The 26743-nt window shown below is 72.4% G+C and carries 28 protein-coding genes and 1 pseudogene; 23 read left to right on the top strand and 6 right to left on the bottom strand.

The genetic code is table 11. From position 1 onward, the window contains the following. Positions 1-48 precede the first annotated feature (48 nt). Positions 49-1362 (top strand): winged helix-turn-helix domain-containing protein, encoded by a 1314-nt coding sequence (locus ACNTMW_RS07635; RefSeq protein ID WP_426632855.1) that lies wholly within the window; start codon positions 49-51, stop codon positions 1360-1362. A gap of 49 nt (positions 1363-1411) precedes the next feature. After that, complete coding sequence (locus ACNTMW_RS07640) at positions 1412-1924, top strand: DUF2752 domain-containing protein (protein ID WP_426632701.1); 513 nt, start codon at positions 1412-1414, stop codon at positions 1922-1924. 79 nt (positions 1925-2003) lie between these two features. Here ACNTMW_RS07640 and ACNTMW_RS07645 read toward each other — a convergent pair whose 3' ends face one another. Both ACNTMW_RS07645 and ACNTMW_RS07650 read right to left on the bottom strand, forming a co-directional pair. Further along, positions 2004-2813 carry a DUF4097 family beta strand repeat-containing protein gene (locus ACNTMW_RS07645; protein WP_426632702.1) on the bottom strand — a complete coding sequence of 270 codons (810 nt, stop codon included), beginning with the start codon at positions 2811-2813 and terminating at the stop codon, positions 2004-2006. Positions 2814-2835: 22 nt separating this feature from the next. Then, complete coding sequence (locus ACNTMW_RS07650; RefSeq protein WP_426632703.1) at positions 2836-3321, bottom strand: toxin-antitoxin system HicB family antitoxin; 486 nt, start codon at positions 3319-3321, stop codon at positions 2836-2838. 181 nt (positions 3322-3502) lie between these two features. Here ACNTMW_RS07650 and thyX point away from each other — a divergent pair, with 181 nt between their 5' ends. The 3 genes and pseudogenes from thyX to ACNTMW_RS07665 all read left to right on the top strand — a co-directional run bounded on the left by thyX (position 3503) and on the right by ACNTMW_RS07665 (position 6947). Then, the gene (thyX, locus tag ACNTMW_RS07655) at positions 3503-4225 is read left to right on the top strand and encodes an FAD-dependent thymidylate synthase (RefSeq protein ID WP_426632856.1); all 723 of its coding nucleotides are present in this window, start codon (positions 3503-3505) and stop codon (positions 4223-4225) included. Between the two features lie 62 nt (positions 4226-4287). Continuing rightward, positions 4288-5190, top strand: a pseudogene (gene dapA, locus ACNTMW_RS07660) (4-hydroxy-tetrahydrodipicolinate synthase); the annotation flags it as partial. Between the two features lie 68 nt (positions 5191-5258). Next, the gene (locus ACNTMW_RS07665; protein WP_426632704.1) at positions 5259-6947 is read left to right on the top strand and encodes a ribonuclease J; all 1689 of its coding nucleotides are present in this window, start codon (positions 5259-5261) and stop codon (positions 6945-6947) included. Positions 6948-6982: 35 nt separating this feature from the next. On the opposite strand, the gene ACNTMW_RS07670 is transcribed toward ACNTMW_RS07665, so the two are convergent. Further along, a complete protein-coding gene (locus tag ACNTMW_RS07670; RefSeq protein WP_426632705.1) occupies positions 6983-7582 on the bottom strand; it encodes a Uma2 family endonuclease in 600 nt (199 codons plus the stop codon). A 134-nt stretch (positions 7583-7716) separates the two neighbouring features. Next, positions 7717-7962: a hypothetical protein gene (locus ACNTMW_RS07675; RefSeq protein WP_426632706.1), complete on the bottom strand. Its 246-nt coding sequence runs from the start codon at positions 7960-7962 to the stop codon at positions 7717-7719. 581 nt (positions 7963-8543) lie between these two features. Here ACNTMW_RS07675 and ACNTMW_RS07680 point away from each other — a divergent pair. The 3 genes from ACNTMW_RS07680 to ACNTMW_RS07690 all read left to right on the top strand — a co-directional run bounded on the left by ACNTMW_RS07680 (position 8544) and on the right by ACNTMW_RS07690 (position 9375). Then, positions 8544-8780: a winged helix-turn-helix domain-containing protein gene (locus tag ACNTMW_RS07680; protein ID WP_426632707.1), complete on the top strand. Its 237-nt coding sequence runs from the start codon at positions 8544-8546 to the stop codon at positions 8778-8780. Between the two features lie 58 nt (positions 8781-8838). Continuing rightward, the gene (locus tag ACNTMW_RS07685) at positions 8839-9066 is read left to right on the top strand and encodes a winged helix-turn-helix domain-containing protein (protein WP_426632708.1); all 228 of its coding nucleotides are present in this window, start codon (positions 8839-8841) and stop codon (positions 9064-9066) included. Between the two features lie 72 nt (positions 9067-9138). Further along, a complete protein-coding gene (locus ACNTMW_RS07690) occupies positions 9139-9375 on the top strand; it encodes a GntR family transcriptional regulator (RefSeq protein ID WP_426632709.1) in 237 nt (78 codons plus the stop codon). 93 nt (positions 9376-9468) lie between these two features. On the opposite strand, the gene ACNTMW_RS07695 is transcribed toward ACNTMW_RS07690, so the two are convergent. Next, complete coding sequence (locus ACNTMW_RS07695; RefSeq protein WP_426632857.1) at positions 9469-10350, bottom strand: sigma-70 family RNA polymerase sigma factor; 882 nt, start codon at positions 10348-10350, stop codon at positions 9469-9471. A gap of 77 nt (positions 10351-10427) precedes the next feature. Between ACNTMW_RS07695 and ACNTMW_RS07700 the strand changes: the two genes are divergently transcribed. The 11 genes from ACNTMW_RS07700 (at position 10428) to pspM (ending at position 22120) form a co-directional block, all read left to right on the top strand. Continuing rightward, the gene (locus tag ACNTMW_RS07700) at positions 10428-10907 is read left to right on the top strand and encodes an SRPBCC family protein (RefSeq protein WP_426632710.1); all 480 of its coding nucleotides are present in this window, start codon (positions 10428-10430) and stop codon (positions 10905-10907) included. 71 nt (positions 10908-10978) lie between these two features. Further along, a complete protein-coding gene (locus tag ACNTMW_RS07705) occupies positions 10979-11365 on the top strand; it encodes a DUF2784 domain-containing protein (RefSeq protein ID WP_426632711.1) in 387 nt (128 codons plus the stop codon). Positions 11366-11472: 107 nt separating this feature from the next. Further along, positions 11473-14064: an FtsK/SpoIIIE family DNA translocase gene (locus ACNTMW_RS07710; RefSeq protein WP_426632712.1), complete on the top strand. Its 2592-nt coding sequence runs from the start codon at positions 11473-11475 to the stop codon at positions 14062-14064. 89 nt (positions 14065-14153) lie between these two features. Continuing rightward, a complete protein-coding gene (gene rimO, locus ACNTMW_RS07715) occupies positions 14154-15608 on the top strand; it encodes a 30S ribosomal protein S12 methylthiotransferase RimO (protein WP_426632713.1) in 1455 nt (484 codons plus the stop codon). Further along, positions 15605-16186: a CDP-diacylglycerol--glycerol-3-phosphate 3-phosphatidyltransferase gene (gene pgsA, locus ACNTMW_RS07720; protein WP_426632714.1), complete on the top strand. Its 582-nt coding sequence runs from the start codon at positions 15605-15607 to the stop codon at positions 16184-16186. The genes rimO and pgsA overlap by 4 nt, the downstream gene beginning before the upstream one ends. 101 nt (positions 16187-16287) lie before the next feature. Further along, positions 16288-16764: a CinA family protein gene (locus ACNTMW_RS07725; protein WP_426632715.1), complete on the top strand. Its 477-nt coding sequence runs from the start codon at positions 16288-16290 to the stop codon at positions 16762-16764. 120 nt (positions 16765-16884) lie between these two features. After that, entirely contained in the window at positions 16885-17367 is a 483-nt protein-coding gene (locus ACNTMW_RS07730; protein ID WP_426632716.1) for a helix-turn-helix domain-containing protein, read from the top strand. A 126-nt stretch (positions 17368-17493) separates the two neighbouring features. Continuing rightward, positions 17494-19308, top strand: coding sequence for a substrate-binding and vWA domain-containing protein (locus ACNTMW_RS07735; protein ID WP_426632717.1), 1815 nt, complete (start codon positions 17494-17496; stop codon positions 19306-19308). 11 nt (positions 19309-19319) lie between these two features. Beyond that, positions 19320-20132, top strand: coding sequence for a hypothetical protein (locus tag ACNTMW_RS07740; RefSeq protein ID WP_426632718.1), 813 nt, complete (start codon positions 19320-19322; stop codon positions 20130-20132). 342 nt (positions 20133-20474) lie between these two features. Continuing rightward, positions 20475-21335 (top strand): PspA/IM30 family protein, encoded by an 861-nt coding sequence (locus tag ACNTMW_RS07745; protein WP_426632719.1) that lies wholly within the window; start codon positions 20475-20477, stop codon positions 21333-21335. Positions 21336-21358: 23 nt separating this feature from the next. After that, complete coding sequence (gene pspM / locus ACNTMW_RS07750) at positions 21359-22120, top strand: phage shock envelope stress response protein PspM (protein WP_426632720.1); 762 nt, start codon at positions 21359-21361, stop codon at positions 22118-22120. 43 nt (positions 22121-22163) lie between these two features. Here pspM and ACNTMW_RS07755 read toward each other — a convergent pair whose 3' ends face one another. Continuing rightward, on the bottom strand, positions 22164-23015 hold the full coding sequence (locus ACNTMW_RS07755) for a DNA-formamidopyrimidine glycosylase family protein (RefSeq protein ID WP_426632858.1): 852 nt from the start codon (positions 23013-23015) through the stop codon (positions 22164-22166). A 25-nt stretch (positions 23016-23040) separates the two neighbouring features. Between ACNTMW_RS07755 and ACNTMW_RS07760 the strand changes: the two genes are divergently transcribed. From ACNTMW_RS07760 to ACNTMW_RS07775, 4 genes are all read left to right on the top strand, one after another. Beyond that, the gene (locus tag ACNTMW_RS07760; protein WP_426632722.1) at positions 23041-23508 is read left to right on the top strand and encodes a GNAT family N-acetyltransferase; all 468 of its coding nucleotides are present in this window, start codon (positions 23041-23043) and stop codon (positions 23506-23508) included. A gap of 237 nt (positions 23509-23745) precedes the next feature. Beyond that, positions 23746-24858 (top strand): cobalt transporter CbiM, encoded by a 1113-nt coding sequence (cbiM, locus tag ACNTMW_RS07765; protein ID WP_426632723.1) that lies wholly within the window; start codon positions 23746-23748, stop codon positions 24856-24858. Then, a complete protein-coding gene (gene cbiQ, locus ACNTMW_RS07770) occupies positions 24855-25874 on the top strand; it encodes a cobalt ECF transporter T component CbiQ (RefSeq protein ID WP_426632724.1) in 1020 nt (339 codons plus the stop codon). Before cbiM ends, cbiQ begins: the two co-directional genes overlap by 4 nt. Then, the gene (locus ACNTMW_RS07775) at positions 25864-26718 is read left to right on the top strand and encodes an energy-coupling factor ABC transporter ATP-binding protein (RefSeq protein ID WP_426632725.1); all 855 of its coding nucleotides are present in this window, start codon (positions 25864-25866) and stop codon (positions 26716-26718) included. Before cbiQ ends, ACNTMW_RS07775 begins: the two co-directional genes overlap by 11 nt. Positions 26719-26743: the final 25 nt, after the last annotated feature.

Below are 26743 nucleotides of genomic sequence, written 5' to 3' on the forward strand. Positions count from 1 at the left end.
TCGCACCGGTCGACGGGTTTTCGTCGGACCCGGCGGCTACCCTCGCCGCTGATGGTCGTCGAATCACTCTCACCAGCACAGGCCCGCCGGATCGCACTGGCGGCGCAGGGCTTCGCCGATCGGCGGCCGGGCGGGGCGGTCGACCTGCGGCACCTGCGCCGGGTGGTGCGCCGGGTCGGGCTGCTGCAGATGGACTCGGTCAACGTCCTGATGCGGGCGCACTACATGCCGCTCTACAGCAGGCTCGGGCCCTACCCGCGCGAGCTGCTCGACCGCGCCGCCTACCGGGCGCCGCGCGAGCTGTTCGAGTACTGGGGGCACGAGGCGTCGTTGCTGCCGGTGTCGTTGCAGCCGGCGCTGCGGTGGCGGATGGCGGGTGGTCACGAGTGGGGCAGCGTCGCGCGGATCAACCGTGAGCGGCCCGACCTGGTCCGCTGGGTGCTCGACGAGGTGCGGGCCAAGGGGCCGCTGACGGCGGCCGAGATAGAGGACGACGTCCCGGTCCGCCGCGAGCACTGGGGCTGGAACTGGACGGACGTGAAGACCGCCCTGGAGTGGTTGTTCTGGCGCGGCGAGGTCCTGGCCGCCCGGCGCAACGGCGCCTTCGCCCGGGTCTACGACGTGCCGGAGCGGGTGCTGCCCCGGGCGGTGCTGGAGACGCCGACCCCGACGCCGGCCGACGCGCACCGCGAGCTGGTCCGGGTGGCCGCGCGGGCCCTGGGCGTGGCGGCGGAGAAGGACCTGCGCGACTACTTCCGGCTGGGGGCCGAGCCCACCCGCGCCGCCGTGGCCGACCTGGTCGAGGCGGGGGAGCTGCTGCCGGTGGCGGTCGAGGGCTGGCCACAGCCGGCCTACCTGCACCCCGATGCCCGGCTGCCGCGCCGGATCGACGCGGCGACCCTGGTCAGCCCGTTCGACCCGGTGGTGTGGGAGCGTTCACGCACCGAGCGGCTGTTCGGCTTCCGCTACCGCATCGAGATCTACGTGCCGGCCGCCCAGCGCGTGCACGGCTACTACGTGCTGCCGTTCCTGCTCGGTGACCGCCTCGTGGCGCGGGTCGACCTCAAGGCCGACCGGCAGGCGGGGGTGCTGCGGGTGCCCGCCGCCTGGGTCGAGCCGGCGCCGGCGGGCCGGGCCGGGCGCGGCCACCCGGCACCGGGCGACGTGGCCGAGGCGCTGGCCGCCGAGCTGCGGCGGCTGGCCGGGTGGCTGGAGCTGGACGCGGTCGCGCCACCGGACGGCGGGGACTTCGCGGTACCGCTGCGGGCGGCGCTGTGCGCCCCGGCGCCGGCCGGGCCGGCCGGACCGGTCGGGCTGGACGCCTCGGCCGCACCGGCGCCCGAGGCGGCCGGTGTACCGTAAAGAAGATCTCCACGGTGCACCCGACCCCTTCGACCTCGACGAGGCAGTGATGAGCCTGACGAGCGAACCCGCGGCCGCCTACCCGGCGCCACCGGCGTACGCGGTGCCCGCGCCAGGTCGGTTTACCCGGTTTGTCATGCGGTTCGCCGACCGGACGCCCGTCTGGGCCGGCCCGGCAGCCATCGCCGTCTGCTTCGGTGGCGCGGTCGGCTACGTCCTGGCCACCGATCCCACGAGTTCGGACGCCTTCTCGGCACCGACCTGCCTGCTCAAGCTCACCACCGGGTTCGACTGTCCCGGCTGCGGCGGCACCCGCGCGTTCTGGTACCTGATCCACGGCAACCTGCCGCAGGCCGCCCGCAACCACGCGCTGTTCGTGTTCGCGGTGCCGTTCCTGCTGTACATGTACGTCGCGTGGACGGCCAAGCTGATCGCCAAGCGGGACGTGCTGCCCACCTTCCGGCTGTCGCCGCTGACCCTGTCGGTGTTCCTGGCCGTCTGGTTCGGCTTCTCGGTGCTGCGGAACCTGCCCTGGGCGCCGTTCACCTGGTTCTACGTCTGATCACCGGGCTCGGCCTCATCGTCCGGCCCGACGCCTGGCCACACCGGGGCGCGGACCGGCCTCCGCGCCCCGGTGTGACTCACGCGGCGGCGGGCAGCGACGCGCGGTGCACGTCGATGTCGCCGCTGACGGTGCGCACCTGGAGCGTGAGGGACGGGGTCGCCTGCTCGTCCTGGTCGCCCGGCATCGCGAGGTCGGTGCGGGTTCCACCGGACACCGAGCTGAGGTCGAGCCACACCCCGATCCCGGTGGCGACCCCGATGGTGACGTCGCCGGAGGCGGAGTTCACCCGTACCGTGCCGGTCGTCGCGGTGCCGATCCGGAGGTCGCCGGAGGCCGTCGTGGCGCGCACCGACCCGCCCGCGTGGTCGAGGCTGATGTCGCCGCTGGCGGAGTGGGCGGTGGCGTCGCCGCCGACGTACCCGACGGTGATGTCGCCCGAGGCGCTGTTGAGCTTGAGGTCGCCGTCGACCCGCCCGACCTGCAGGTCGCCGCTGGCCGCGTGGACCGACGCGTCACCGGTGACGTGGTCGAGGGCGAGGTCGCCGGAGGCGGTGGCCAGGCTCGCGGAGCGGTAGCGACCGGACGCCCGGACGTCGGCGGAGGCCACCTTGACGGCGAGGACGCCGTCCTGCGGCAGCCGTACGGTGACCCGGACCCGGGGGCCGCGCCGGAACAGCCAGCCGGTCCACTCCGGAGCCTCCACGACGAGGGTGCCGTCGCGCAGGTCCACGCGGGTCCGGGCGGCCGCGTCGCGGGCGGCGTCGCTGCCGTCGTAGGGGGCGACCTCCACGGTCGCGGTCCGGCGGTCCTCGGCGACGATCTCGGCGGCTCCGCCGGCGATGCGCAGCGAGAGGGTGACCGGCTCGGGGCAGTCGAACTCGTACATGATGGTCTCCTTGGAGGGGGCTTCAGGACTGGGCGAAACCGGTGATGCGGCGGCCGCGGTGCGGCCGGGTGGGCCCGGCGCTGACCGGGCCGGTGTGCAGGGCGGTCCCGATCGCGCGGACCAGCCAGGCGTTGACCGATACGCCCTCGGCGGCGGCGGCACGCTCGACCTGTCCCTTGAGCTGCTCGGGTAGCCGGAGGGTGACTCGCGCCAGATCAGCCGGGTCGGTGGCCGGCGGGGGTGCCGGAGCGGGGGTGGCGACCTGTGGCGTCTCGGTGACCACGAGGTCGGCTTCCCGGCCGCGGAGCCGCACCTCGACGCTCGCCGAGTCCAGCCGCGTGGTGATCTCGGCGGTGGCATCGGACAGCGCTTCCAGCAGGCACAGCCGGGCGGACGCCTCCAGCGACCCGGCCAGCAGGTCGGCGGCGCGGGTGACGTCGGGACCGCCGGGGGCGGCGGCTGCGGCGAGGTCGCGGCGGAGCGCTTCGAGATACGGGCTCAGATCCATGACTTCACTATGACGTCAAATATGACGTCAGTCAAGCGCCAGGGCGGCGTCATGTCCGCCTCGGGGGCCGAGTGCCCAGCTCACAGGTCGACCGATCAGGCCACAGGCCGAGCGACTAGCCTGGTTCTGTCCGCCCGAGAAGGAGGCAGTCGTGGCCGAGGTCGTGTCGCCGCAGGTGCGAATGGTCGGGTGGACCCACTTCGAACCGCCCGACGACGTGCCATGGGCCACCGACGCCGAGGGTGGACAGGCGCTCGTCGAGTTCGCCGGCCGGTCCTGCTACCAGTCCTGGTCCAAGCCCGTACCGGCGACCGCGACGAACGCCGGCTACCTGCGGCACCTCATCGAGGTCGGCCACCTGTCGGTACTTGAGCACGCCGTCGCCACGTTCTACCTCACCGGGGTCTCCCGGGCTCTCACCCATCAGCTCGTGCGGCACCGGCACCTGTCGTACTCGGAGCTGTCGCCGCGCTACCTGGCCGAGCCGGAGGCCGGAATCGTGGAACCGGAGGCCGTCGCCGACGACCCGGAGCTGCACAAGGCGTTCGTGGAAGCGGCGGAGGCGAGCGTCCGCGCCTACCATGAGATCCTGGAGGGGTTGGAGCGAAAGCTCGCCGACGGGACGGGTGCGGTTCTGCGGCGCAAGCAGGCCCGACAGGCGGCGCGAGCGCTGCTCCCCGGCGCCATGGAGACCCGCATCGTGGTCACCGGCAACTACCGGGCCTGGCGGCACTTCGTAGCCGCCCGGGCCACCGAGCACGCCGATGTGGAGATGCGCCAGGTGGCGGTGGCGTGCCTGCGTGAGCTGCAGCGCGTGGCGCCGAACGCGTTCGGTGACTTCGCCATCTCCACGCTCGCCGACGGTACGCAGATCGCGGCGAGCCCGTACGCGTGGGAGGCGTGATCGGTCGTGAGGACTTCGAGGGCAGAGATCAACGGCTACGACGGCACGCTAGGTTGTGTGCTATGACCCGCAGTGCTCCGGACCCGCGCCGCCCCTTCGGCCGTCTCGTCACCGCCATGGTGACGCCGTTCCACGCCGACGGCTCGCTCGACCTCGACGGTGCCGCCCGGTTGGCCACCTACCTTGTCGACGAGCAGGCCAACGACGGCATCGTGGTGAACGGCACGACGGGGGAGTCGGCCACGACCACGGACGCCGAGAAGGACGCCGTGCTGCGGACCGTCCTGGAAGCCGTCGGCGACCGGGCGCACGTCATCGCCGGGGTCGGCACGGCCGACACCCGCCACACCGTGGAGCTGGCCCGCGCCGCCGAGAAGGCCGGCGCGCACGCCACCCTCGTGGTCACGCCGTACTACAACAGGCCGCCGCAGAGTGGCGTGCTCTACCACTTCCGGACCGTCGCCGACCAGTGCGGCCTGCCGATGATGGTGTACGACATCCCGGGCCGCACCGGCACGCCGATCGAGACCGAGACGATGGTCCGGCTGGCCGAGCACGAGCGCATCGTCGCCGTCAAGGACGCCAAGGGCGACCTCACCGAGGCCGCCTGGGTGACCAGGCGCACCGACCTGGCCGTGTACTCCGGTGACGACAAGCTGACGCTGCCGCTGCTGTCGGTGGGTGCGGTCGGGGTGGTCGGCGTGCCGAGCCACCTGTTCGGCAGCCGTACCAAGGAGATGATCTCCGCGTACGAGTCGGGCGACGTCACGCGGGCCCTCGAACTCCACCATGCGCTGCTGCCGGTCTTCGAGGGCTTCTTCCGTACCCAGGGGGTCATCCTCACCAAGGCGGCGCTCATGCTCCAGGGCCTGCCGGCCGGTCCGGTCCGCCCGCCGCTGTGCGAGGCCAGCCCCGCCGAGATCGCCCGGCTGCGCGAGGACTGCGCCGCGGCCGGCCTGACGCTCGGCGACGCCACCCGCGCGGCGGTCATCGAGTCGCACGCGTCGACGACACATCATCTGGGAGTAACCGAGTGACCGAGGCACACCGCGACCTGGCTCCGCCACCGCCGCTGGCAAAGGGGGCGCTACGCGTCACGCCACTCGGCGGCCTCGGTGCGATCGGCCGCAACATGACCCTGTTCGAGTACGACGGCAAGCTGCTGATCGTCGACTGCGGGGTGCTCTTCCCCGACGTCGACCAGCCCGGCGTCGACCTGATCCTGCCGGACTACTCGTCGATCCTCGACCGGCTCGACGACGTCCAGGCGATCGTGCTCACCCACGGCCACGAGGACCACATCGGTGCCGTGCCGTACCTGCTGGCGCACAAGAAGGACATCCCGCTGGTCGGCTCCCAGTTCACGCTGGCGCTGGTCGAGGCGAAGCTCGCGGAGCGGCGCATCCAGCCGTACTCGATGACGGTACGCGAGGGGCAGACAGAGCGGCTGGGCCCGTTCGAGTGCGAGTTCTTCGCGGTCAACCACTCCATCCCGGACGCGCTCGCGGTTGCGATCACGACACCGGCCGGCACCGTCCTGCACACCGGCGACTTCAAGATGGACCAGTTGCCGCTGGACGGCCGGCTGACCGACCTGCCCGGCTTCTCCCGGCTCGGCGCCGAGGGCGTCGACCTGCTGCTGTCGGACTCGACCAACGCCGAGGTTCCCGGTTTCGTCACGCCGGAGCGGGAGATCGGCCCGGTGATCGACCGGATCTTCGACCAGGCCCGGGGCCGCATCATCGTGGCGTCGTTCGCCTCGCACGTCCACCGGGTGCAGCAGGTCTTCGACGCCGCCGCGGCGCACGGACGCAAGGTCGCCCTGATCGGCCGGTCCATGGTCCGCAACATGGGCATCGCCCGCGACCTGGGCCTGCTGCGCATCGAGCCCGGCCTCGTCGTCGGGCTGGACGAGGCCACCACCCTCCCGCACGGCGAGATCGTGTTCATGTCCACCGGTTCGCAGGGCGAGCCGATGAGCGCCCTCGGCCGGATGGCCACCGGCGACCACCGGCACATCACCATCGAGTCCGGCGACACCATCGTGCTGGCGTCCTCACTCGTGCCTGGCAACGAGACCGCCGTGTACCGGGTGATCAACCAGTTGTCCCGGGCCGGCGCGACCGTCATCCACAAGGACGTCGCGAAGGTGCACGTCTCCGGCCACTCCGCCGCCGGTGAGCTGTTGATCCTGCTCAACACGATCAAGCCGCGCAACTTCATGCCGGTACACGGCGAGTGGCGCCACCTGCGGGCGCACGCCCGGCTGGCGATCGAGTCCGGCGTACCCGCCGACCGGGTGGTGCTGTGCGAGGACGGCGACGTGGTCGACCTCGTCAACGGCAAGGTGCGCCTCGCCGGGCACATCAAGTCGCGGTACGTCTACGTCGACGGCCTCGCGGTCGGGGACGTCGGCGAGTCGCTGCTGACCGAGCGGCGCATCCTCGGCGATGGCGGCTTCATCGCGACGACCGTGGTGGTCGACTCGGTCAACGGCAAGGTCGTCGGCGGCCCGACGGTGTCGGCGAAGGGCTTCTCCGAGGACCCGGCGGTCTTCGAGGCGGTCCTGCCGCTGGTGACCGAGGCGCTCGACCGGGCCGCTCAGGACGGCATCAGCGACCCGCACCAGCTCCAGCAGATCGTCCGCCGGACCGTCGGGCGCTGGGTCAACGAGAAGTACCGGCGCCGGCCGATGATCGTACCGACGGTCGTCGAGGTGTAACGCCGGTATTTGCGGATCTTGGACACCTGGCGGGCCTATCGCACCGCCAGGTGTCCAAGATCCGTGCGTTGGTCGGCCGTACGCCGCCCGACCAGGCACGCCGGGTCCAGCTCGACGGTCAGCAGCTCCCGGCGGCCGACCATCAGCGGCAGCGACGCGGGTTGGCCGGCCGGGTACAGGGTGGTACGCCAGTTGCCGTCCTCGCCGAGCATCCGCACCACGATCGCCGGGACCGGGCACAGGTGCTCCCACCACGGCTGCAGTTCGACCCGCCAGTAGCAGGGGATGCCGGCGGCCGGGTACAGCCAGTTCTTCGTGACCCGGCCGGTCGTCACCGACGGCGGTGACACCACCTCGACGACGGTGTGTACCAGCGCCGCCGGGACGCCCCGCGGCACCTCGTCCGGGTCGGCCGTGGTGACCAGCAGGTCGGGGGTGGTGCCGTCGCCGTTGGGCAGCCGGACCGCGCTGTTGCGGATCACCTCGACCTCGGGAGGCAGAGCGGCCGCGACGAGCGTACGCAGGCGGTCGGCGGCCAGGTTGTGCCGTGGCTGCGCGGCGGGCGACACGACCAGCTCACCTTCTAGGACCTCGTAACGCAGCCCGTTGTCGGGCAACGTGAACAGAGTGTCCACGGTGAACGGTGGTCGTGGCCACGCGGGGTGCCGTCCGGACGTCGCCACAGGTACTCACCTCCCCACCGGGAGTATGCACCGGGCCGCGCGGGTCCGCCCGGCGCGGTGGCTCGCGGTCCCATCGGATCGGATCGTCACGGCGTCCCCCGACGGCGACCGTCATCCGCCGCGCGGCGCTCTTCGTACCGCAGGGCCGCCACGGCCTGCTGGTACCGCCAGATCCCGTCGACGAGCCGGCGCAGCCCGGCCAGCGTCGCGTCGTGGTCGCCGGTACCGAGGAATCTGACCTTGACGGTCTGGCTCTCGTGCACGACCAGGACCGGTCGGCCGTCGTCGGCGTGTTCGACGGCTGCCCCGAAGCCGTCCCGATCGAGGCTCACGGGGGTACGGGGTCGTCGTCAGCGGTCTGCACGTCCTGTCTCCGTGGGTAGGGGATGAGGGCTTTCCCGGCCGGCCTGTTCGCGGAGTTGTTGCATGACGATCTCCATGCGGGCGCGGGTGTCGAGCTTGACCTGCTCCTCGCGAGCGAGCCGTCGCGGCGGGCAGGGATGGCGTAGTCCGCAGCGGCACCGCCACGGTCGCCACCACTGGCGACGGTGCCGCCGGAGCATGCCGTTGATGTCGCGCTGGTCCACGTCGGAACCTTCCCGGTGCGCCGGGGACGGGGATGTCGAGGTCCAGAGCCGGCGGGGCTGACAGGCCTGGGGAAGCGAGCCGGTGGGCGCCAGCCCTGGACCGTTCCCTCAGCCCCGGGTGGTGCTCGGGGACGGGAGGGCTGAGAGCGGGCGAAGTCCGAGGTTGCCGACCAGGACCGCGGCCCGCTCTCGCGAGGGAGTCTGCACTACTTTGCATGCAGAGTTCAACGGCTTTGCATGCAAAGTTTGCGGACCTGTGCAGCGTGTTTGATCCAGGACGTCGCGGCGTGGTCGAATCCTTGTGCCGACCAGGGAGTTCCGCGACCATGACCGAGCCCGCGTACGAACGCATCCGTGACGAGCTGCGCCGCCGAATCGAGAGCGGCGAGCTGGCGCCTGGCGCGAAACTGCCGACCCATTCGGCGCTTGCCGCCCACTACGGCGTCTCCGTCCAACCCGTCCGCCAGGCTCTCCTGCTGCTGGAACAGGTCGACCGGCTGATCGTGAGTTACCAGGGGAAAGGCGTGTTCGTCGCCGACCGGGCCGGGGATTTTCGGCCATAGCCACAGCCGCCGCGTAGCCGTGATCACCCCCGGGGTACGGAGCCAGGAGTATTTCGTGATGCCCGCCGTCTCGAAGACCCAGAACCTGGTCAACTATTTGCGCGGTGAGATCGAGTCGGGCCGGTTGAAACCGGGCGACACGATCCCCCGTGCGACCAAGTTGCGCGAGAAGCACGGCGTGTCGATCACCGTGGTGCGTGGGGCGGTCAACTACCTGAAGGCGACCGGTGTACTGGCCGGCGTACCGGGGGTTGGGGTGTTCGTCGCGGAGCGAGCGCAGGAATAGTTCCCCTTGATCGTCGCTGGGGGCTTGTCGAACTTGATCGAATCCTTGCGTCGGCCAGGGAGCCTTGTCGCCATGCCTGCCGTACCGCTTTACGAGAACATCCGTGCCGACCTGCGCCGCCGCATCAGCGCGGGCGAGTGGGCGCCGGGTGTCCAGATCCCGACGCAACAGGAGTTGGCCGCGCACTACGGAACGTCTCTACAGCCGGTCAAAACCGCCTTGTGGATGCTGGAACTCGACGGTGTCGTGATTCGCCGCCAGGGCAAAGGCGTGTTCGTCGCTGACCGGACGGCAGACTCCGACGCTTAGCGGCAGCCGCCAACGTCACCGAGGTCAGCAGGCCCACCATCGCAGACGCGTGGTGATGGGGACCGACTTCCAGGTGTACGCCCCGGCGTGGCGCTACTCGTCGAGTACGGCGACGTCGAGCCGGCGCAGCCGGTCGTGATCGGCGACCACCTCGATGCCGATGATCTTCCCAACTCTGATCGTGAAGGTCAGGACCGTGGACAGCCGGCCCTGCGGGGCCACCACGATGCCGGCCGCCCCGTCGACCAGGGCGGGCCGTGCGTACCGGGCGCCCCGCGCGAAGGTGAGTGCCTGCCGCGCCACGGCCGCCGCGCCGTGTACCTCGACGGGCGTCGCGGTGGGCGCGGCGGCAGCGTCGGCCCGGACCATGACGTCGGGGTCCAGCAGCGCGACGAGAGCGTCGAGGTCCCCGTCCCGGGAGGCGGCGAGGAAGGCGGTGACGATCTCCCGCTGGCGGGCCGGGTCGCCGGCCGGATGGTCGACCGCCCGTACCCGGCGGCGCGCCCGGCTGGCCAACTGCCGCACCGCCGCCGGGGACCGCTCCACGATGTGGGCGATCTCACCGAACGGTACGTCGAACAGGTCGTGCAGCACGAACGCGAGCCGCTCGGCCGGGGTCAGCCGGTCGAGCACCACGAGCAGCGCGAGACCGACGGAGTCGGCCAACAGCGCCTCGCGCTCCGGGTCGATGCCACCCGCACCGTCCGGTACCGGGTCCGACGCGCCGGCCTCCAGCGGCTCCTCCCGTCGGGACCTGCGGGTGCGCAGCATGTCCAGGCACACCCGGGCGACGACCGTGGTCAGCCACCCGCCGAGGTTCTCCACGCCGTCCGTGCCGGTACGGCTCAGCCGCAGCCACGCCTCCTGAACGGCGTCGTCGGCCTCGCTGAGCGAGCCGAGCATCCGGTACGCCACCGCCCTCAGGCGTTCGCGATGGGCCTCGAACCGGCGGGCGAGCCCGTCCCCGTCGTCCACTGTCACAACCCCTCCGTCGCGGTCCGTCATAGCGATGACGGACGGATCCCCACCGATGTGACGAGGACGGACAACGCATGGCACCCATCGTGTTCACCATCGAGATCGCTCTCCCGCCGACCGGCGTCTTCGCGTACGTCACCGACGTCCTGCGCTTCCCCGAGTGGCAGAAGGACGTGGTCGGCGTGCGGATGGTAGATGGACAACCACCCCGCGTCGGTGCCCGGTTCACCACGACCCGCCGCATCGGCCGCGCCGAGCGGACCATGACCCAGCAGATCACCGAGATCGACCCGTCGCGACGCTGGGCCGCCCGGGGCGTGGACGGTCCCGTCCGCCCCCACGCGGCCGTCACCGTCGAACCGTGCGGCGACGGCACCCGCTCCCGGATCACTCTCGCGCTGGACTACGAGGGACACGGAATCGGCGTCCCGCTCCTGCCGCTCGTACGCCGGCAGACCCGGGCCGGGGCGCCGATCAGCCTCGGCAACCTCAAGAAGCGGCTGGAAGGCGCCGGTTCCGACGGTGAGCCGGGCGCGCCGTCGGATCGCTCGTGACGAGTCGGACGGCGGCCGTATCGACCGGTGGACGTCGATCGCCCACGCGTGGCGGGGCCTACCCTGAATCCATGGCCTATCGGCTGCTGGTCACCGCGATCCTCGTCACGCACTTCGGGTACCTGGCGTACGTGGTGCTCGGCGGCCTGCCGGCCATCCGCTGGCCGCGGCTGTTCTGGCCGCACCTCGCGGCGGTGGCGTGGGGGTTCGCCGTCACCGCGTTCCGGCTGCCCTGCCCGCTGACCGCAGCCGAGGACTGGGCCCGGCGTCAAGCCGGCGAGGCCGGGCTGACCAGGGGATTCATCGATCGCTACATCGAGGGCGTGCTGTACCCGGCGCGCTACACCGAGCTGCTGCGGCTGCTCGTCGCGGTCGTCGTGGCCGGCACCTGGCTGCTGGCGTACCGCAGGTGGCGGGCGGGGCGCGCGGTGGTGGGCGCCGGCTCCGCCACCCGGTGACCGGGGCACGTCTCACGCCGGTACACCCGGTGACCGGGGTGCGTCTCACGTCGGTACGCCCGGCGCGTCTCACCCCGTCCATGGACCGACGCCGCTACGGTGGCACCGTGGCGAGCCGTACCTCTCAGACGAACCGGCGCACGGGCACCTCCGCGCGCGGCGCCTCGCCCAAGCGTGCCACCGCGGCGAAGAGCACCGGCCGCGCCGCCTCGACCCGGGGCGCCACGGCGCGCGGCCGCACCACGCAGGCCCGCGCGGCGGCCCGGCCGCGGCGGGCCGCGGCCCGCCGCCGCGGGGGGAACCCGGCCGGCTTCGGCCTGATCGCCAGGGCGGTTGTCGGGCTGTGGATGGGCCTGGCGCATGCGTTCGGCTGGGTCGCCCGCAGCATCGGCCGGCAGGCGGCCAGCGCCAGGGAACTTGACCCCGAGCACCGACGCGACGGCGGCGGCCTGGCCCTGATCGGGCTGGCGCTGGTGCTCGGCGTCGCGATCTGGGGCAACTCCGGCGGGCCGGTCGGGCAGTGGCTGTCCGGCGTCACCCGTACCCTCTTCGGTTCGGTCTCGCTCACGCTGCCGTTCCTGCTGGTGGTCGGTGGCGTCCGGATGATGCGTACGCCCGCCGAAGAGGAGGAGAGCGGCCGCGGTCGGGTCGTGGTCGGCTGGACCGCGATTTTCCTCGGCGTCGCCGGCCTGTTCCACCTCGGCTTCGGCCAGCCGACCGCGCCGTCGCAGATGGACAAGGCGGGCGGCCTGCTCGGCCGCGCCAGCGGTGGCCTGATCGCCGCCGCCGTGAGTCCCTGGGTGGCCGTCCCGCTCCTGATCATGCTGAGCCTGTTCGGCATCCTCGTGGTCACCGCGACGCCGGTCAACCAGATCCCCGAGCGGCTGCGGCAGATGCGCGACCTCGCCATGGGCATCCCGCCGGCCGACGAGATGATCGACGAGGATCTGCGCGACGACGAGGCCGACGCCGAGCACGGCGCCGGGCTCAAGCGCCGCTCCACCCGCCGCCGCAGCGCCGCGCCGGCCGGTGACCCGTTGCTCGCCGAGGCCGCGCTGGACGCGGCCATGGCCGACGAGGCCGAGCGGCAGGCGACCGGCGACAGCCTCGCGGCGTACGAGACCGTGGCCCTGTCGCGGACCGAGAAGCCCAAGGAGAAGCGGCCCAAGCCGCCGCCGGAGCACTCGCCGCTGCCGACCCGGGCCGAGCAGCTCGCGCTCACCGACACCGACTACAAGCTGCCGCCGCCCACCCTGCTGGCCAAGGGTGACGCGCCGAAGGCACGCACCCGCGCCAACGACGAGGTGATCCAGTCCCTTCAGGGGGTGTTCGAGCAGTTCAACGTGGACGCCGCGGTGACCGGGTTCACCCGCGGCCCCACCGTCACCCGGTACGAGGTGGAGGTCGGCCACGGCGTCAAGGTCGAGCGGATCACCCAGCTGACCAAGAACATCGCGTACGCGGTGAAGTCGCCCGATGTGCGGATCATGAGCCCGATCCCGGGCAAGAGCGCGGTCGGCATCGAGATCCCCAACCTCGACCGGGAGAACGTCACCCTCGGCGACGTGCTGCGCTCCCGGGAGGCGGTCTCCGACCACCACCCGCTGCTGGTCGGGCTGGGCAAGGACATCGAGGGCGGGTACGTCACGGCCAACCTGGCCAAGATGCCGCACATGCTGATCGCGGGTGCGACCGGTGCCGGTAAGTCGTCCTGCATCAACTCGCTGCTGGTGTCGCTGCTGAGCCGGGCCACCCCGGACGAGGTGCGGCTGCTGCTGGTCGACCCGAAGCGGGTGGAACTCACCGCGTACGAGGGGATCCCGCACCTGGTCACGCCGATCGTGACCAACCCGAAGAAGGCCGCCGACGCCCTCGACTGGGTCGTGCGCGAGATGGACATGCGCTACGACGACCTGGCCGCCAACGGCGTGCGCCACATCGACGACTACAACAAGAAGGTACGGGCCGGGCAGATCACCGCCCCGCCGGGCAGTGAGCGGGTCATCCGCCCGTACCCGTACCTGATCGTGATCGTCGACGAGCTGGCCGACCTGATGATGGTCGCGCCCCGTGACGTCGAAGATTCGATCGTCCGCATCACCCAGCTCGCCCGGGCCGCCGGCATCCACCTGGTCCTGGCGACCCAGCGGCCGAGCGTCGACGTCGTCACCGGTCTGATCAAGGCGAACGTGCCGTCCCGGCTGTCGTTCGCCACCTCCAGCCTCGCCGACTCGCGGGTCATCCTCGACCAGCCCGGCGCGGAGAAGCTGATCGGCCGCGGCGACGGGCTGTTCCTGCCGATGGGCGCGTCCAAGCCGATCCGGGTACAGGGCGCCTGGGTCGACGAGCGAGAGATCAACGCGGTCGTCAGGTTCTGCAAGGACCAGCGGGAGCCGGAGTTCCGTCCGGACGTGACCGCCCCGAAGGAGAGCGAGAAGAAGAAGGTCGACGAGGAGATCGGCGACGACCTCGACCTGCTGCTCCAGGCGATCGAACTGGTGGTCACGTCGCAGTTCGGATCGACCTCGATGCTGCAGCGCAAGCTGCGCGTCGGCTTCGCCAAGGCCGGCCGGCTGATGGACCTCATGGAGACGCGTGGGGTGGTCGGCCCGTCGGAGGGGTCGAAGGCCCGCGACGTGCTGGTCAAGCCGGACGAGCTGGCCGAGATCCTGGCCAACCTGCGCGGCGAGGACTCCTGATCGCTCCTGGCCGTGATCACAGAGACATTTCCGTGATCACGAGGAGTAGGGGTACCGGGGGCGCGCGGCGACCTCGGTACCCTCGGAACATGTCGAAAAATCCCGCTGGCGACCGTCGCGTGGCCCTGCTGACCCTGGGCTGCGCCCGCAACGAGGTCGACTCGGAGGAACTGGCCGCCCGGCTGGCGGCCGACGGCTGGCGGGTGAGCACCGACGGCGCGGGCGCCGACGTGGTGCTCGTCAACACCTGCGGCTTCGTGGCGCAGGCCAAGCAGGACTCGATCGACACGCTGCTGGCGGCCTCCGACACCGGCGCGAAGGTGGTCGCGACCGGGTGCATGGCCGAACGGTACGGCCGGGAGCTGGCCGACAGCCTCCCCGAGGCCGACGCGGTACTGGGCTTCGATCACTACCCGGACATTTCGGCGCGGCTGTCGGAGGTGCTCGAAGGACGGAAGATCGAGTCCCACACGCCCCGCGACCGGCGTACCCTCCTGCCGCTGACCCCGGTGGAGCGGCGCGCGACGACCGACGTGGTGGTACCCGGCCACCTGACCGTCGACGAGCACACCCCGGCGCACCTGCGCGGGGTGCTGCGCCGGCGGCTGGACAACGGGCCGGTGGCCTCGCTCAAGCTGGCGTCCGGCTGCGACCGGCGGTGCGCGTTCTGCGCGATCCCGTCCTTCCGCGGCGCGTTCGTGTCCCGTACCCCCGACGAGATCCTCGCCGAGGCCGAGTGGCTGGCCGGCTCGGGCGTCCGGGAACTGGTCCTGGTCAGCGAGAACTCCACGTCGTACGGCAAGGACCTGGGTGACCCGCGGGCGCTGGAGAAGCTGCTGCCGCAGCTCGCCGCGATCGACGGCATCGTGCGGGTGCGCGCGTCGTACCTCCAGCCGGCCGAGACGCGCCCCGGACTGGTCGAGGTGATCGCCACCACGCCCGGCGTCGCGCCCTACTTCGACCTGTCCTTCCAGCACGCCAGCGAGCCCGTGCTGCGCCGGATGCGCCGGTTCGGCTCAACCGAGCGGTTCCTGGAGCTGCTCGCGTCGGCCCGGGCGCTCGACTCCGAGGCCGGTGCCCGGTCCAACTTCATCGTGGGCTTCCCCGGCGAGACCCGGGCCGACGTCGACGAGCTGGTGCGCTTCCTGGAGGCGGCGCGGCTGGACGCGGTCGGCGTGTTCGCCTACAGCGACGAGGACGGCACCGAGGCGGCCACGCTGCCGGGCAAGGTCCGCGCGGACACGGTCCGGCGCCGGTACCAGAAAGTCACCGACCTGGTCGAGCAGCTCTGCGCGCAGCGCGCCGACGAACGGGTCGGCTCGGTCGTCGAGGTGCTGGTGGACAGTATCGACGAGGACGGGGTCGAGGGTCGCGCGGCGCACCAGGCACCCGAAGTGGACGGTTCCACCACGCTGGTCGACGGCGGATTGGAGCTTTCGACCCTGCGCCCCGGCGACCTCGTCGCGGCCCGGGTCACCGGCAGCTCGGGGGTGGATCTGGTAGCGGTACCCGAGAAGGTGTTGTCGCCGGCGAGCGTCTCGTGACGGCCGAGCCGACGCCGGTGCCGGCCCGCCGGGTGCCGCTGCTCAACGTCGCGAACGCCCTGACCGGCCTGCGGATCGTCCTGGTGCCGGTCTTCCTCGCGGTCACCGTCACCTCCGAGATGACCCGGCCGGGCTGGCGGATCGCCGCCTGCGTGACGTTCTGCGTGGCGTCGGTGACCGACTTCGTCGACGGCTGGATCGCGCGTACCTGGGACCTGGTGACCTCGTTCGGCAAGGTCGCCGACCCGATCGCGGACAAGGCGCTCACCGGCACCGCGCTGCTCCTGCTGTCCGCGTACGACCGGCTGAGCTGGTGGATCACCGGCATCATCCTGGTACGCGAGATCGGCGTGACCGTGCTGCGCTTCTCGGTGCTCCGCCACGGGGTGATCCCGGCGAGCCGGGGCGGCAAGGTCAAGACCGCGCTGCAGATCCTCGCCATCGCCTGCTACCTGCTGCCGCTGTCCGGGGCGGTGGCGTGGGTCGGCGACTGGGTGATGGCGCTGGCCGTCGTGGTGACCGTGGTCACCGGCGTCGACTACGTCCTGCGCGCCATGCGGCTGCGCCGGGCCGGCTGACCCCGGTGGCCGCCGCCCGGGCGGCGGGGTGGCGTACCGGGCGGTTGGTCGATGGCCCGGGCGGGCATGATGTCGGCAGCGGGTGTGAGGCGGGGGGTGCCATGACGGAGTTGGCCGGACCGGTGCTGCGGCTGCTGGGTGAGCGGCGGGAGACACTCGCCGTGGCGGAGTCCCTGACCGGGGGCCTCCTGGCCGCCACGATCGTGGACGTACCGGGCGCCAGCGCGGTCTTCCGGGGCGGTCTGGTGGTGTACGCGACCGATCTCAAGCGGACACTGGCCGGCGTACCGGGCGAGCTGCTGGCCGAGCGTGGGCCGGTCGACCCGGACGTGGTGCTGGCGCTCGCCGACGGGGCCCGGCGGGCCTGCGGGGCCGACTGGGGGCTGGCGACCACCGGCGTCGCCGGCCCGGAACCGCAGGCCGGGATGCCCGTCGGCACCGTCTATCTGGCCTGTCGCGGTCCGGCCGGGGGAGAGGTGCGGGGGATGACGTTCGAGGGTGACCGTGCCGACGTTCGCGCCGGTGCGGTAGCGGCAGCCCTCGACCTGCTGGCCGGAACTCTCCGCGGCACGTCCTGAGGGGCCTCCCCCTTTTCGGTACGGGTCTGCCAAGGGAGGGTGTCGCCGGAGCGTAAACCGGGTACCTTTGCATGACTGGGTTCGCCCCGAACATCTGGGTTGTCGATAAAAGGGGGTGCGATGGTCCTGCTCCGTCGGGTGATCGGCGATGCGCTCCGGGCGCGGCGCCAGTCCCAGCAGCGCACCCTCCGTGAAGTGTCGACCGCGGCGAATGTCAGTCTCGGCTATCTGTCCGAGATCGAGCGGGGCCAGAAGGAAGCCTCCAGCGAACTCCTCTCCTCGATCTGTGACGCCCTGGGCGCCCAGCTCTCCGAGGTGCTGCGCGAGGTCAGCGACACCCTGGCGCTCGCCGAGCAGATGGCGGACGTGCTCGTGCCGGTCGGCGGCCCGGCTGCGGACGGCGCTGCCACGGTCGCGAAGCCGGACACGACGCCGGCTCCGGCGGCCCGTGTCGCCAGGGCGACGGCGCGCCCCGCCAAGGCGAAGATCACCGATGGTGAGGTCTCCGTTGCGGTACGCCACGATGGTCCACTGAAGACCACGCTGCGCGCGACCCGCGCGGGCCGGCAGCAGTCCGACCGCGACGTCGTCCGCGCCGCCTGACCGGCTCGCCCGCGCAGTCGGACAGGATCGTCGTCCCCCGCCCTGAGATCGGCTTTTTCGCGTCCACCTGCCACACTGAGGGCTCTCCATCGGCCGGCGTGCGCCGGCCAGGTCCCCTCGGAGGCGATGCTGGTGGTACTCGACACCTCGCCGCGGCGGCGTAACCCGCTGCCCCTCGTCATTGCCGTCGTCATCGGCCTCGTTGCGATCATCGGGATCTACCTGGTGCTGAAGCCGTCCGGTGACGGCCGGTCCACCGCCGCCCGTGGCGACTGCGTCGCGTTGACCGTCGCCGCGTCCAGCGAGAAGTCGGCGCTGCTGTCCGACCTGGCCGCCGGGTACAACGGGAGCGGCCGGACCTTCGGCGGCACGTGCGCCGATGTGAAGGTCGTCAGCAAGGCGTCCGGCGCGGCGATGGAGGCGCTCGCCGCGGGCTGGGACGCCGGGCGTGACGGCGGCCCCGCGCCGCAGGTGTGGAGCCCGGCGTCCTCGTCCTGGGTGTCGCTGCTGCGCCAGCGCGTCGCCAGTACCGACAAGGGCACCCTCGTCGACGACACCAAGCCGGCCTCGATCGCGCAGTCTCCGCTGGTCCTCGCGATGCCCAAGCCGATGGCCGAGGCGCTCGGCTGGCCGGGCAAGCGGCTGGGCTGGTCGGACGTTCTCGGACTGACCAACGACCCGAACGGCTGGGGTGCCGTCGGCCACCCCGAGTGGGGCAGTTTCCGGCTCGGCAAGACCAACCCGCACTTCTCCACGTCCGGTCTCCACGCGACCGTCGGATCGTACGTCGCGGCCACCGGGCGATCCGGCGACCTCACCGAGGCCGACCTGGCCGACCCGAAGGTGCTCGACTTCGTCAAGGGCGTCGAGGCCGGTGTCGTCCACTACGGGGACACGACGCTGACGTTTTTGGCCAACCTCGCCGATGAGGACGCGCGTGGCCGGGGCATGAACTACATCAGCGCGGTCGCCGTCGAGGAGAAGTCGGTCTACGACTACAACCAGGGCAACCCGACCGGCGACCCGAAGCTCGCCGGCAAGGGCCGCAAGCCGCGGGTACCGCTGGTCGCGGTCTACCCGAAGGAAGGCACGCTGGTCTCGGACAACCCGTACGTGGTGCTCGCCACCGCGAGCGACGAGCAGAAGGCCGCCGCGGCGGACTTCCTGGCGTACCTCCAGCAGTCGCAGCAGCAGAAGCGGTTCACCGAGGCCGCCTTCCGGACCTTCGACGGCAAGCCGGGCCCGGCGCTGTCGCAGGCCAACGGGGTCCTGCCGGACCAGCAGGTGGACGTGCTCGACCCGCCCGCATCGGCGGTCCTGGCGAAGGCGCTCGGCACCTGGGACATCCAGCGCAAGCGGGCCCGGGTGCTGCTGGTGCTCGACGTCTCCGGCTCGATGGCCGACGATGCGGCCGGCGGGCGGTCCAAACTCGAACTGGCCAAGCAGGCGGTGCTGCGGTCGATGGGGCTGTTCGCCGCCGACGACGAGGTCGGACTGTGGACGTTCTCCACCGAGCAGCGTGGGGCGACCACCCCGTACACCGAGCGGGTGCCGATCGGGCCGGTGTCGGGCAACTCCGGGCGGATCACGCAGGTCGTCAACGCCTTGTCCGCCGAGGGCGGCACGGCGCTGTACGCGTCAACCCGGGCGGCGCAGCAGAAGCTGCTGGCCAGCGCCGCCCCGGACCGGATCAACGCGGTCGTCGTCCTGACCGACGGCAAGAACGAGTACCCCAAGGACAGCGACCTGAACGGCCTGCTGCGCGACCTCGACGCCAGCAACCTGGAGAACTCGGTGCGGGTGTTCACGATCGCGTACGGGGACAAGGCCGACCTGGACACGCTCCGGCGCATCTCGTCGGCGTCGCGGGCGGCGGCGTACGACGCGCGCAACCCGACCAGCATCGACACCGTTCTCGTCAACGTGATCAGCAACTTCTGACGGGGCGGCGGATGGCTCTGCGGGAACAGTTGACCGAGCCCTGGGGCATCGTGGCCGCCGGGCTGCTCGGCGGGGTCGGCGCGGCGGTCACCGGTGCGCTGGCCCCCGGCGGGTTGCTCGTCGGCGTACCCGTCGGTCTCGGCGTCGCGGGTGTGGTGTACGCGGTGCGGGTGGGGCTGGGGGCGCTCACCGACTCCGGTGCCCGACCGGTACCCGCGGGGTGGGTCGACCCGCGGCTGCCCACGCCGCCCCGGGGCAGCCCGGCCGAGCAGTGGCTGAGCCGGGCCGAACGGGCGGTCGGCACGCTCCGGCAACAGACCCGGTCGTCCGGTGACCCGGTGCTGCGCGGTCAGATCGCCGGCGTCGACGACGAGGCGGCCGGGGCGCTGGCCGACCTGCGCCGCTTCGCCGGGCAGGTGACGCTGCTCGAGCAGACGATGGCGAGCATCCCGGTCGACCGGCTGCGCCGCGACCACGCCGCGATCGAGCGGGGCCTGCGCGGGTTACCGGCGGGCCCGCTGCGGCAGGAGCAGGAGCGGGCCCTGGGGGCGGTGGGTGACCAGCTGGCGGTCGCGGAGCGGCTGACCGAGGCCCACCGGATGCTCCTGGCGCGGATGCAGTCGGCCGCACTCGGGCTGGAAGGGCTGGTCGCCCGGCTGGCCGAACTGCTCGCGCTGCACGCCACGACCGGGGGCGAGCAGATGACGGCGACCCGGCTGGCGGAGCTGACCGGCGATCTGGAAGGGATGCGGGCCGGCCTCGCGGAGGCGGAGCGGGTGTCCCGGACGGCGCTCGCCGGGGGGACTCCGGTCGACGGCGCCTGACCGGATGGTCCGGTCGGGAGCGCGCTACCCGGCCGGGTGGTCCGGTCCGGGGTGGTAGACCCGGCCGGGTGGTCCGGTCTGGGGCAAATGTTCGGTTGCAAATCAGGGATCTCCCGCAGGGCCCGTGACGCTCTAGCGCCCGCCTGCGACGATGGAGACACGTTCCAAGAGAAAATTGCCGGCGCCGCGTCAAGGACGGTCGAGTTGACCGCCCGCGTCACGGCGGTCGGCACCGGTCGAGCCGACACGTAGACGTGTGACCAGCACGAGGCGTGCGGAGCGGCCGGGGTCGGCCGCGATGCACCACGGCGATACCAAAGCCGCAGAGAGGACCTTTCAGAGATGGCGAATCCGTTCGCTAAGGGCTGGCGATACCTGATGGCGCTGTTCGGCGCCAAGATCGACGAGTACGCCGATCCCAAGGTGCAGATCCAGCAGGCGATCGAGGACGCGCAGCGCCAGCACCAGGCCCTCGTCCAGCAGGCCGCTGCCGTCATCGGCAACCAGCGCCAGCTGGAGATGAAGCTGTCCCGGCAGATGGCCGAGGTGGAGAAGCTGCAGGGCTCGGCCCGTCAGGCGCTCGTACTGGCCGACAAGGCGCGGACCTCCGGCGACGAGCAGGAGGCGGCGCGCTACGAGAACACCGCGCAGACCTTCGCCACCCAGCTGGTCGCCGCCGAGCAGTCGATGGAGGATCTGAAGACCCTCCACGACCAGGCGCTGGGCGCCGCCACCCAGGCGCGTCAGGCGGTCGAGAACAACGCGATGATCCTGCAGCAGAAGATCGCCGAGCGCACCCGGCTGCTCAGCCAGCTCGAGCAGGCCAAGATGCAGGAGACCGTCGCCCGCTCGCTGGAGTCGATGAGCTCGCTCGCCGCGCCGAGCAACACCCCCTCGCTGGAGGAGGTCCGCGAGAAGATCGAGCGGCGTTACGCCAACGCCATGGGCCGCGCCGAGCTCGCGTCCAACTCGGTCGAGGGGCGCATGCTCGAGGTGCAGAAGTCGAGCCTGGACATGGCGGGCGCGTCCCGGCTGGACCAGATCCGCGCCAGCATGGCCGGTGAACAGCTGGCCAGCGCGCCGCAGCAGCCGGCGGTGGAGCAGGGGCCGGCCCGCGACGCGGCCGGCGTCGCCCGGCTGGACCAGCTGCGGGCCAGCATGTCCAAGGACAAGCCGACCGGCGACGCCGCCTCGGCGGGCTGACCGGGCAGACCGAGGAGGGCGGCGTGCGAGCAGCAGCGGACCCGCGGGCGAGGCATTTCCGGCAGTTGCACCGGCTGCGCCGGTCGGCGCGGGGCTGGACGGTCCGCGCCGGCCTGTTCACCGGCGCGGCCGCTGTGCTCCTGCCGTACCACGGGCTGGGGCTGCCCGACGCGCTGTGGGCGGCCGCGGCCGGCGGATCGCTCGCCATGGCCGGTCTCCGCTGGGCGGAGGTCCGATCGTTCGCCGCGCTGCCCGCCCCGCCTCCGCCGGACCCGGCGCTCGCCGCCGAACGGACCCGACGGGGACTGGAGTCGCTGGTCCGGCGGCTACCCGCCGGGGAGAGCGTGCTCGACGAGGTGCGGCGCCAGCGTGACCGGGTACGGCTGCGCGGCACCGCGGTCGCGCCCGCGTGGCAGCGGCTGGACCGGGCCGCCGCCGTCCTCGCCGGGCTGTCCGGCCGGCTCGACGGGCCGGCCGAGCCCGCCGTACAGGAGGCCGCGGTCGCCGAACGGGCGTTGCGGGACCTGGCTGAGCGGGCGGCCGGGGTGGAGCGGGCCGCCCGGCTCGCCCCCGGTGAGGCGCTCACCCGCGCCCACGCCGAGCTGGTGGCGCAGTTCGAGGAGGGCGTCGCGGCGTACGAGCAACTGGTCGGCGCGGCCGCCGGTTACGTGGCCGAGGACGGGCGGCCGGTCGGGGAGAACGTCGCCGCCGGCCGGCTGCGGGAGGCCACCGACCTGCTGCGGGGGATCGCCGCCGGCCTGTCCGAGCTGCGCGCCTACTCGTAGGTTTCCCGTGCTCCGTCCCGCGGGTCCATCCGTCCCGCGGGGTTCACGGGAGGGAGCCCGGCCCGACCTGCCAGCCCGGCCCCGGCCCGGCCTCGCCCGGCCCGGGGCCGGGCTGGCAGGTCGGGCACCAGTACGTGATCCGCTCGTAGTCCCCGGTGTTGGCCCGCCGGATCGTGGTGCCGCAGCGCCGGCACGGCGACCCGGCCCGCTCGAACACCCACTGCTTCTCGCCCCGGCGCAGTGAGCCGGTGGTCGCCTGGTCCCACCGGCCCCGATTGGCCGCCATCAGCCGCTGTGCCAGGTCGACGAGTCCGTCCAGGTCGTCGACCTCGGACACCGGCGTCCACGGCGACACGCCGCGCAGGAACAGCGTCTCGGCCTTGTACAGGTTGCCGATGCCGGCCAGGTTGCGCTGGTCGAGGAGCGCGTCCGCGATGGCCCGGTCGGGCCGCGACCGCAGCCGGCGGGTCGCCTCGGCCGGGTCCCAGTCGGCGCCCAGCAGGTCGGGGCCGAGGTGGCCGACCAGTCGGCGTTCGTCGGCGGTCGGTACCAGCGCCAGCTCGTGCAGGTGGAAACCGACGGCCACGTGGGCGGCCGTGTACAGGGCGACCCGGATGGTGTGCGGCCGGCCGCCGCGCCACCGCTCGCCAGCGGCGTAGATCCGCCACGCGCCGTCCATGCGCAGGTGGGAGTGCAGGGTGTACCGCTGGTCGGCCGGCGTGACCAGCCGCAGTAACAGGTGCTTGCCCCGGCAGGCGGACTCGACCACGGTCCAGTCGCTGACGTCGGCGCCGGCCAGGCGGGGTACCCGGAAGTCGCCGCGCTGGATCCGCTGGCCGGTCAGCGCGCGACCGACGATCTGGGCCGTGTTCCACACGGTGTCACCCTCGGGCACAGCCTCCGACTCTACGATCGTGCACATGGGCGTGACGATCCGCACCGCGGCCAGGCGCGACCTCGACGTCGTCGTGGAGTTGTCGGCAGAGCTGTTCGCCGAGGATGCCGGGCAGTACGACCCCCACACCGACCTGGACTGGCCACGGCGCGAGGGCCACGAGTACTTCGGGGGCCTGCTGAGCGGGCCGACCACGCACTGCTGGCTGGCCGAGGTGGACGGGGCGGTCGCCGGCTCGCTGGTGGGCCGGATCAGCCGGGAGTCCACCGTACGGCCGGTCCGGGTGGCGGAGCTGGAGAGCATCTACGTGCGGCCGGAGTACCGCGGTCAGGGCGTGGCCGACGGGCTGATCGCCGCGTTCGTCGAGTGGGCCCGGCTGCGGGGCGCCAGGATCGCGTCGGTCACCGCGTACGCCGGGAACGCGCGGGCGATCGCCCTGTACCGCCGTAGCGGCTTCGCGCCCAAGAGCGTGCAACTGGAGATGGCGCTGTGAGCGCCGCGCCGACAACCGCCCGCTGAGCGGCCGGTCCGGCGCCGGCCCGCCCCCGACCGGCCGCCGGCGGAGCGGCCACGACCGGTCGGTCACTGACGTGTCGCCGCGCCGACGCCCTGACGTCTTCTGCCCGCATGCTCGTACCTGCAGCGCCACCGTAAATTCATCGACCCTGTTATTGCATAACGTTTGCAGCAAAGTAGGCTCGGCATTAGCGACCTTGAGAGGGAGTCGACGGTGCACATTCCAGACGGTTACCTGAGCCCGCAGACCTGCGCGGCGGCGTACGTCGTGGCCGTTCCGACCTGGGCGGTCGCCAGTAACCGGGTCACCCGGGTGGTCAAGACCCGCAACGTGCCCACGCTGGCCATCCTCGCCGCGCTGAGCTTCCTGGTCATGATGTTCAACATCCCGATCCCGGACGGCACCACCGCCCACGCCGTCGGGGCGGTGATCATCGCGATCGTCTTAGGCCCGTGGGCCGCGGTCATCGCCGTCTCGGTGGCGCTGCTGTTCCAGGCGCTGCTGTTCGGTGACGGGGGGGTCCTGGCCTACGGGGCCAACGTGGTCAACATGGCGATCCTCATGCCGTTCCTCGGCTACGGGGTCTACCGCCTGGTCGCCGGCCGCTCACCGCTGACGTCGCGGCGGCGCATGGTGGCCGCCGCGATCGCCGGGTACGCGGGCATCAACGCGGCGGGCTTCGCCACCGCCGTCGAGTTCGGCATCCAGCCCGAACTGTTCCACACCGCCTCCGGCGCCCCGCTGTACTCGCCGTACCACCTGTCTCAGACGATCCCGGCGATGATGCTGGCGCACCTCACCATCGCCGGTGCCGCCGAGGCGATCCTCACCGGAGGTGTGTTCGCGTACCTGGCCCGCGCCGACGCGCGTCGGCTGGCGGTGACGCACCGCGACATCCCGGTGGCCGCCGGCGACACCCCGAAGACCGGCGACGCGGCCGCGCCACCGGCCCGCCGGCTCACCCCGGCCCGGCTGTCGCTCGGCTTCGTCGCCCTCATGGTGCTGCTGACCCCGCTCGGCCTGCTCGCCCCCGGCGGGGCGTTCGGCGAGGACGCTCCCGAGGACCTCAACCTGGGCCAGTTCGGCCTGAGCAGCGTCCCGGCCGGCCTGGCCCGCTACAACGGCTTCTGGAGCCACACCCTGCTCGGCGACTACGGCTTCCACGACGGCCGGCACGCCAACCTCGCCTACATCCTGTCGGCGGTGGTCGGTATCGCCGTCGTCGGCGCCGCCATCTTCGCGGTCGGCACGGTGGTCACCTGGGTCACCCGCCGTCGCGGCGCGGCCGGCCCGGAGCGGGGTACGGCCGAACCGGAGACGGCATGACCACCGCGGTACGGGTCGGCGACCCCGCCACCGCCGTCCGGACCGGCGGCGACGCGGCAACGGTACGGGCCGGCGACGCCACGGCCACCGCCGACCGGACCCGCCGGACGCCGGACTGGCTACTGCGCGGCGAGGCCGGCTTCGGCCCGTGCGGCTGTTCCGGAGCCCGCCGCAAGGGCTCCTTCGTGGCGAAGACCCTCGACGGCAGTGCGGGCCTGCTGCGTCAGGTGATGTTCTCCGACGACGTCGCCGGTCGCCCGGGCCTGCTCCAGCGCCTCGACCCCCGGCTCAAGGCCGTCTCGCTGCTGGTCCTGCTGGTCGCCGTCGGCCTGGTCCACCACGTGGGCACGCTGGTCGCCGCGTACGCCGGCACGCTCGTCCTCGCGGCGGCCTCGCGGCTGCCGCTGACGTTCTTCGTGAAGCGGGTGTGGCTGTTCGTGCCGCTCTTCACCGGCATCGTGGTGCTGCCGGCGACGCTGTCGATCGTGACACCGGGCCACGTGGTCCTGACCCTGTGGCACTGGCACGGGACGCCTGAGGGGTTCACCGCCCAGGGGCTCACCTCGGCGGCCCTCGTGATGAGCCGGGTGGCCACGTCGGTGTCGCTGGTCGTGCTGCTCACCCTGACCACGCCGTGGACCAGGCTGCTGGCGGCGCTGCGCGCCCTGGGCGTACCCCGGATCTTCATCCTGATCGTCAGCATGGCCTACCGGTACGTGTTCCTGCTACTGGGCGTCGTGACGGAGATGTACGAGGCCCGCAAGGCCCGTACCGTGGGCGCCGCGGCGCACGACCGGACCTCGCGCCGCTTCGTGGCCGCGTCGGCCGGCGCGCTGTTCGGCCGCGCCGGCCACCTCTCCGAGGAGGTCCACCAGGCGATGGTGGCTCGCGGGTACCGGGGCAACCCCCGGACGCTGCACGCATTCCGGCTGCGGGCGGTGGACGCCGTCGCGGCGGTCGTCGTCCTCGCCGCCGCGGTGGCGATCTACGGAGGTGACCTGCTCCTTGGCCGCTGACTCCCGGCCCGCCGGACCCTCTGCTCTCCACGCCCGGCCCGCCGGCTCCACGGCCGCCGGCTCCCGGTCCGCCGACCTCGCAGCCGCCGATGGCGTCGTCTTCGCCTGCCGTGACCTGCGCTACGCCTACCTCGACCGGTTCCCGGCGCTGGCCGGCGTCTCCCTGGACGTGCGGCGGGGCGAGAAGCTCGCACTGCTCGGCCCGAACGGTTGCGGCAAGTCGACGCTGCTCAAGCTCCTCGCCGGGCTGATCTTCCCGGACAGCGGCACGTTCACCGCATTCGGCCAGGCGGTCACCGAGGACACCCTGGAAGACGAGCGGTTCTCGACCGCCTTCCGCACCCGGGTCGGCTTCGTGTTCCAGAACTCCGACGCGCAGGTCTTCTCCCCGACCGTACGGGAGGAGATCGCCTTCGGCTGCCTCCAACTCGGCCTGTCGACCGACGAGACGGCCGGCCGCGTCGACGACGTCATGGCGATGCTCGACATCGCCGACCTCGCCGAACGGGCGCCGTTCCAGCTGTCGGGCGGGCAGAAGAAGCGGGTGGCGATCGCGTCGGTCCTGGTGATGAACCCCGAGGTGCTGCTGTTCGACGAGCCGACGGCGGCCCTGGACCCGCGTACCCAGGCCTGGCTGATCGACCTGATCGGCGAGCTGAACGGCGCCGGCAAGACCGTCGTCCTCGCCACGCACGATCTCGACGCGCTCGAGACGATCGCCGACCGCTGCCTGGTCTTCGCCGAGGACCACACCATCAGCCGGGTGGGTACGCCCGACGAGATCCTCGCCGACCGCGAGCTGCTGCTGCGGGCCAACCTGATCCACGAGCGCAGCCGGATCTGATCCGCGGGCGCGGTCGGTCCGGTCC

The organism is Planosporangium spinosum, from assembly GCF_049999945.1.
GTDB classification, from domain to species: domain Bacteria; phylum Actinomycetota; class Actinomycetes; order Mycobacteriales; family Micromonosporaceae; genus Planosporangium; species Planosporangium spinosum.

Coding starts and splice junctions, on each gene's coding strand:
- ACNTMW_RS07640 (WP_426632701.1), top strand. CDS start 1,412: ATGAGCCTGACGAGCGAACCCGCGGCCGCCTACCCGGCGCCACCGGCG.
- ACNTMW_RS07645 (WP_426632702.1), bottom strand. CDS start 2,813: ATGTACGAGTTCGACTGCCCCGAGCCGGTCACCCTCTCGCTGCGCATC.
- ACNTMW_RS07650 (WP_426632703.1), bottom strand. CDS start 3,321: ATGGATCTGAGCCCGTATCTCGAAGCGCTCCGCCGCGACCTCGCCGCA.
- thyX (WP_426632856.1), top strand. CDS start 3,503: ATGGTCGGGTGGACCCACTTCGAACCGCCCGACGACGTGCCATGGGCC.
- ACNTMW_RS07680 (WP_426632707.1), top strand. CDS start 8,544: ATGACCGAGCCCGCGTACGAACGCATCCGTGACGAGCTGCGCCGCCGA.
- ACNTMW_RS07685 (WP_426632708.1), top strand. CDS start 8,839: ATGCCCGCCGTCTCGAAGACCCAGAACCTGGTCAACTATTTGCGCGGT.
- ACNTMW_RS07690 (WP_426632709.1), top strand. CDS start 9,139: ATGCCTGCCGTACCGCTTTACGAGAACATCCGTGCCGACCTGCGCCGC.
- ACNTMW_RS07700 (WP_426632710.1), top strand. CDS start 10,428: ATGGCACCCATCGTGTTCACCATCGAGATCGCTCTCCCGCCGACCGGC.
- ACNTMW_RS07705 (WP_426632711.1), top strand. CDS start 10,979: ATGGCCTATCGGCTGCTGGTCACCGCGATCCTCGTCACGCACTTCGGG.
- rimO (WP_426632713.1), top strand. CDS start 14,154: ATGTCGAAAAATCCCGCTGGCGACCGTCGCGTGGCCCTGCTGACCCTG.
- ACNTMW_RS07725 (WP_426632715.1), top strand. CDS start 16,288: ATGACGGAGTTGGCCGGACCGGTGCTGCGGCTGCTGGGTGAGCGGCGG.
- ACNTMW_RS07730 (WP_426632716.1), top strand. CDS start 16,885: ATGGTCCTGCTCCGTCGGGTGATCGGCGATGCGCTCCGGGCGCGGCGC.
- ACNTMW_RS07735 (WP_426632717.1), top strand. CDS start 17,494: ATGCTGGTGGTACTCGACACCTCGCCGCGGCGGCGTAACCCGCTGCCC.
- ACNTMW_RS07740 (WP_426632718.1), top strand. CDS start 19,320: ATGGCTCTGCGGGAACAGTTGACCGAGCCCTGGGGCATCGTGGCCGCC.
- ACNTMW_RS07745 (WP_426632719.1), top strand. CDS start 20,475: ATGGCGAATCCGTTCGCTAAGGGCTGGCGATACCTGATGGCGCTGTTC.
- ACNTMW_RS07760 (WP_426632722.1), top strand. CDS start 23,041: ATGGGCGTGACGATCCGCACCGCGGCCAGGCGCGACCTCGACGTCGTC.
- cbiQ (WP_426632724.1), top strand. CDS start 24,855: ATGACCACCGCGGTACGGGTCGGCGACCCCGCCACCGCCGTCCGGACC.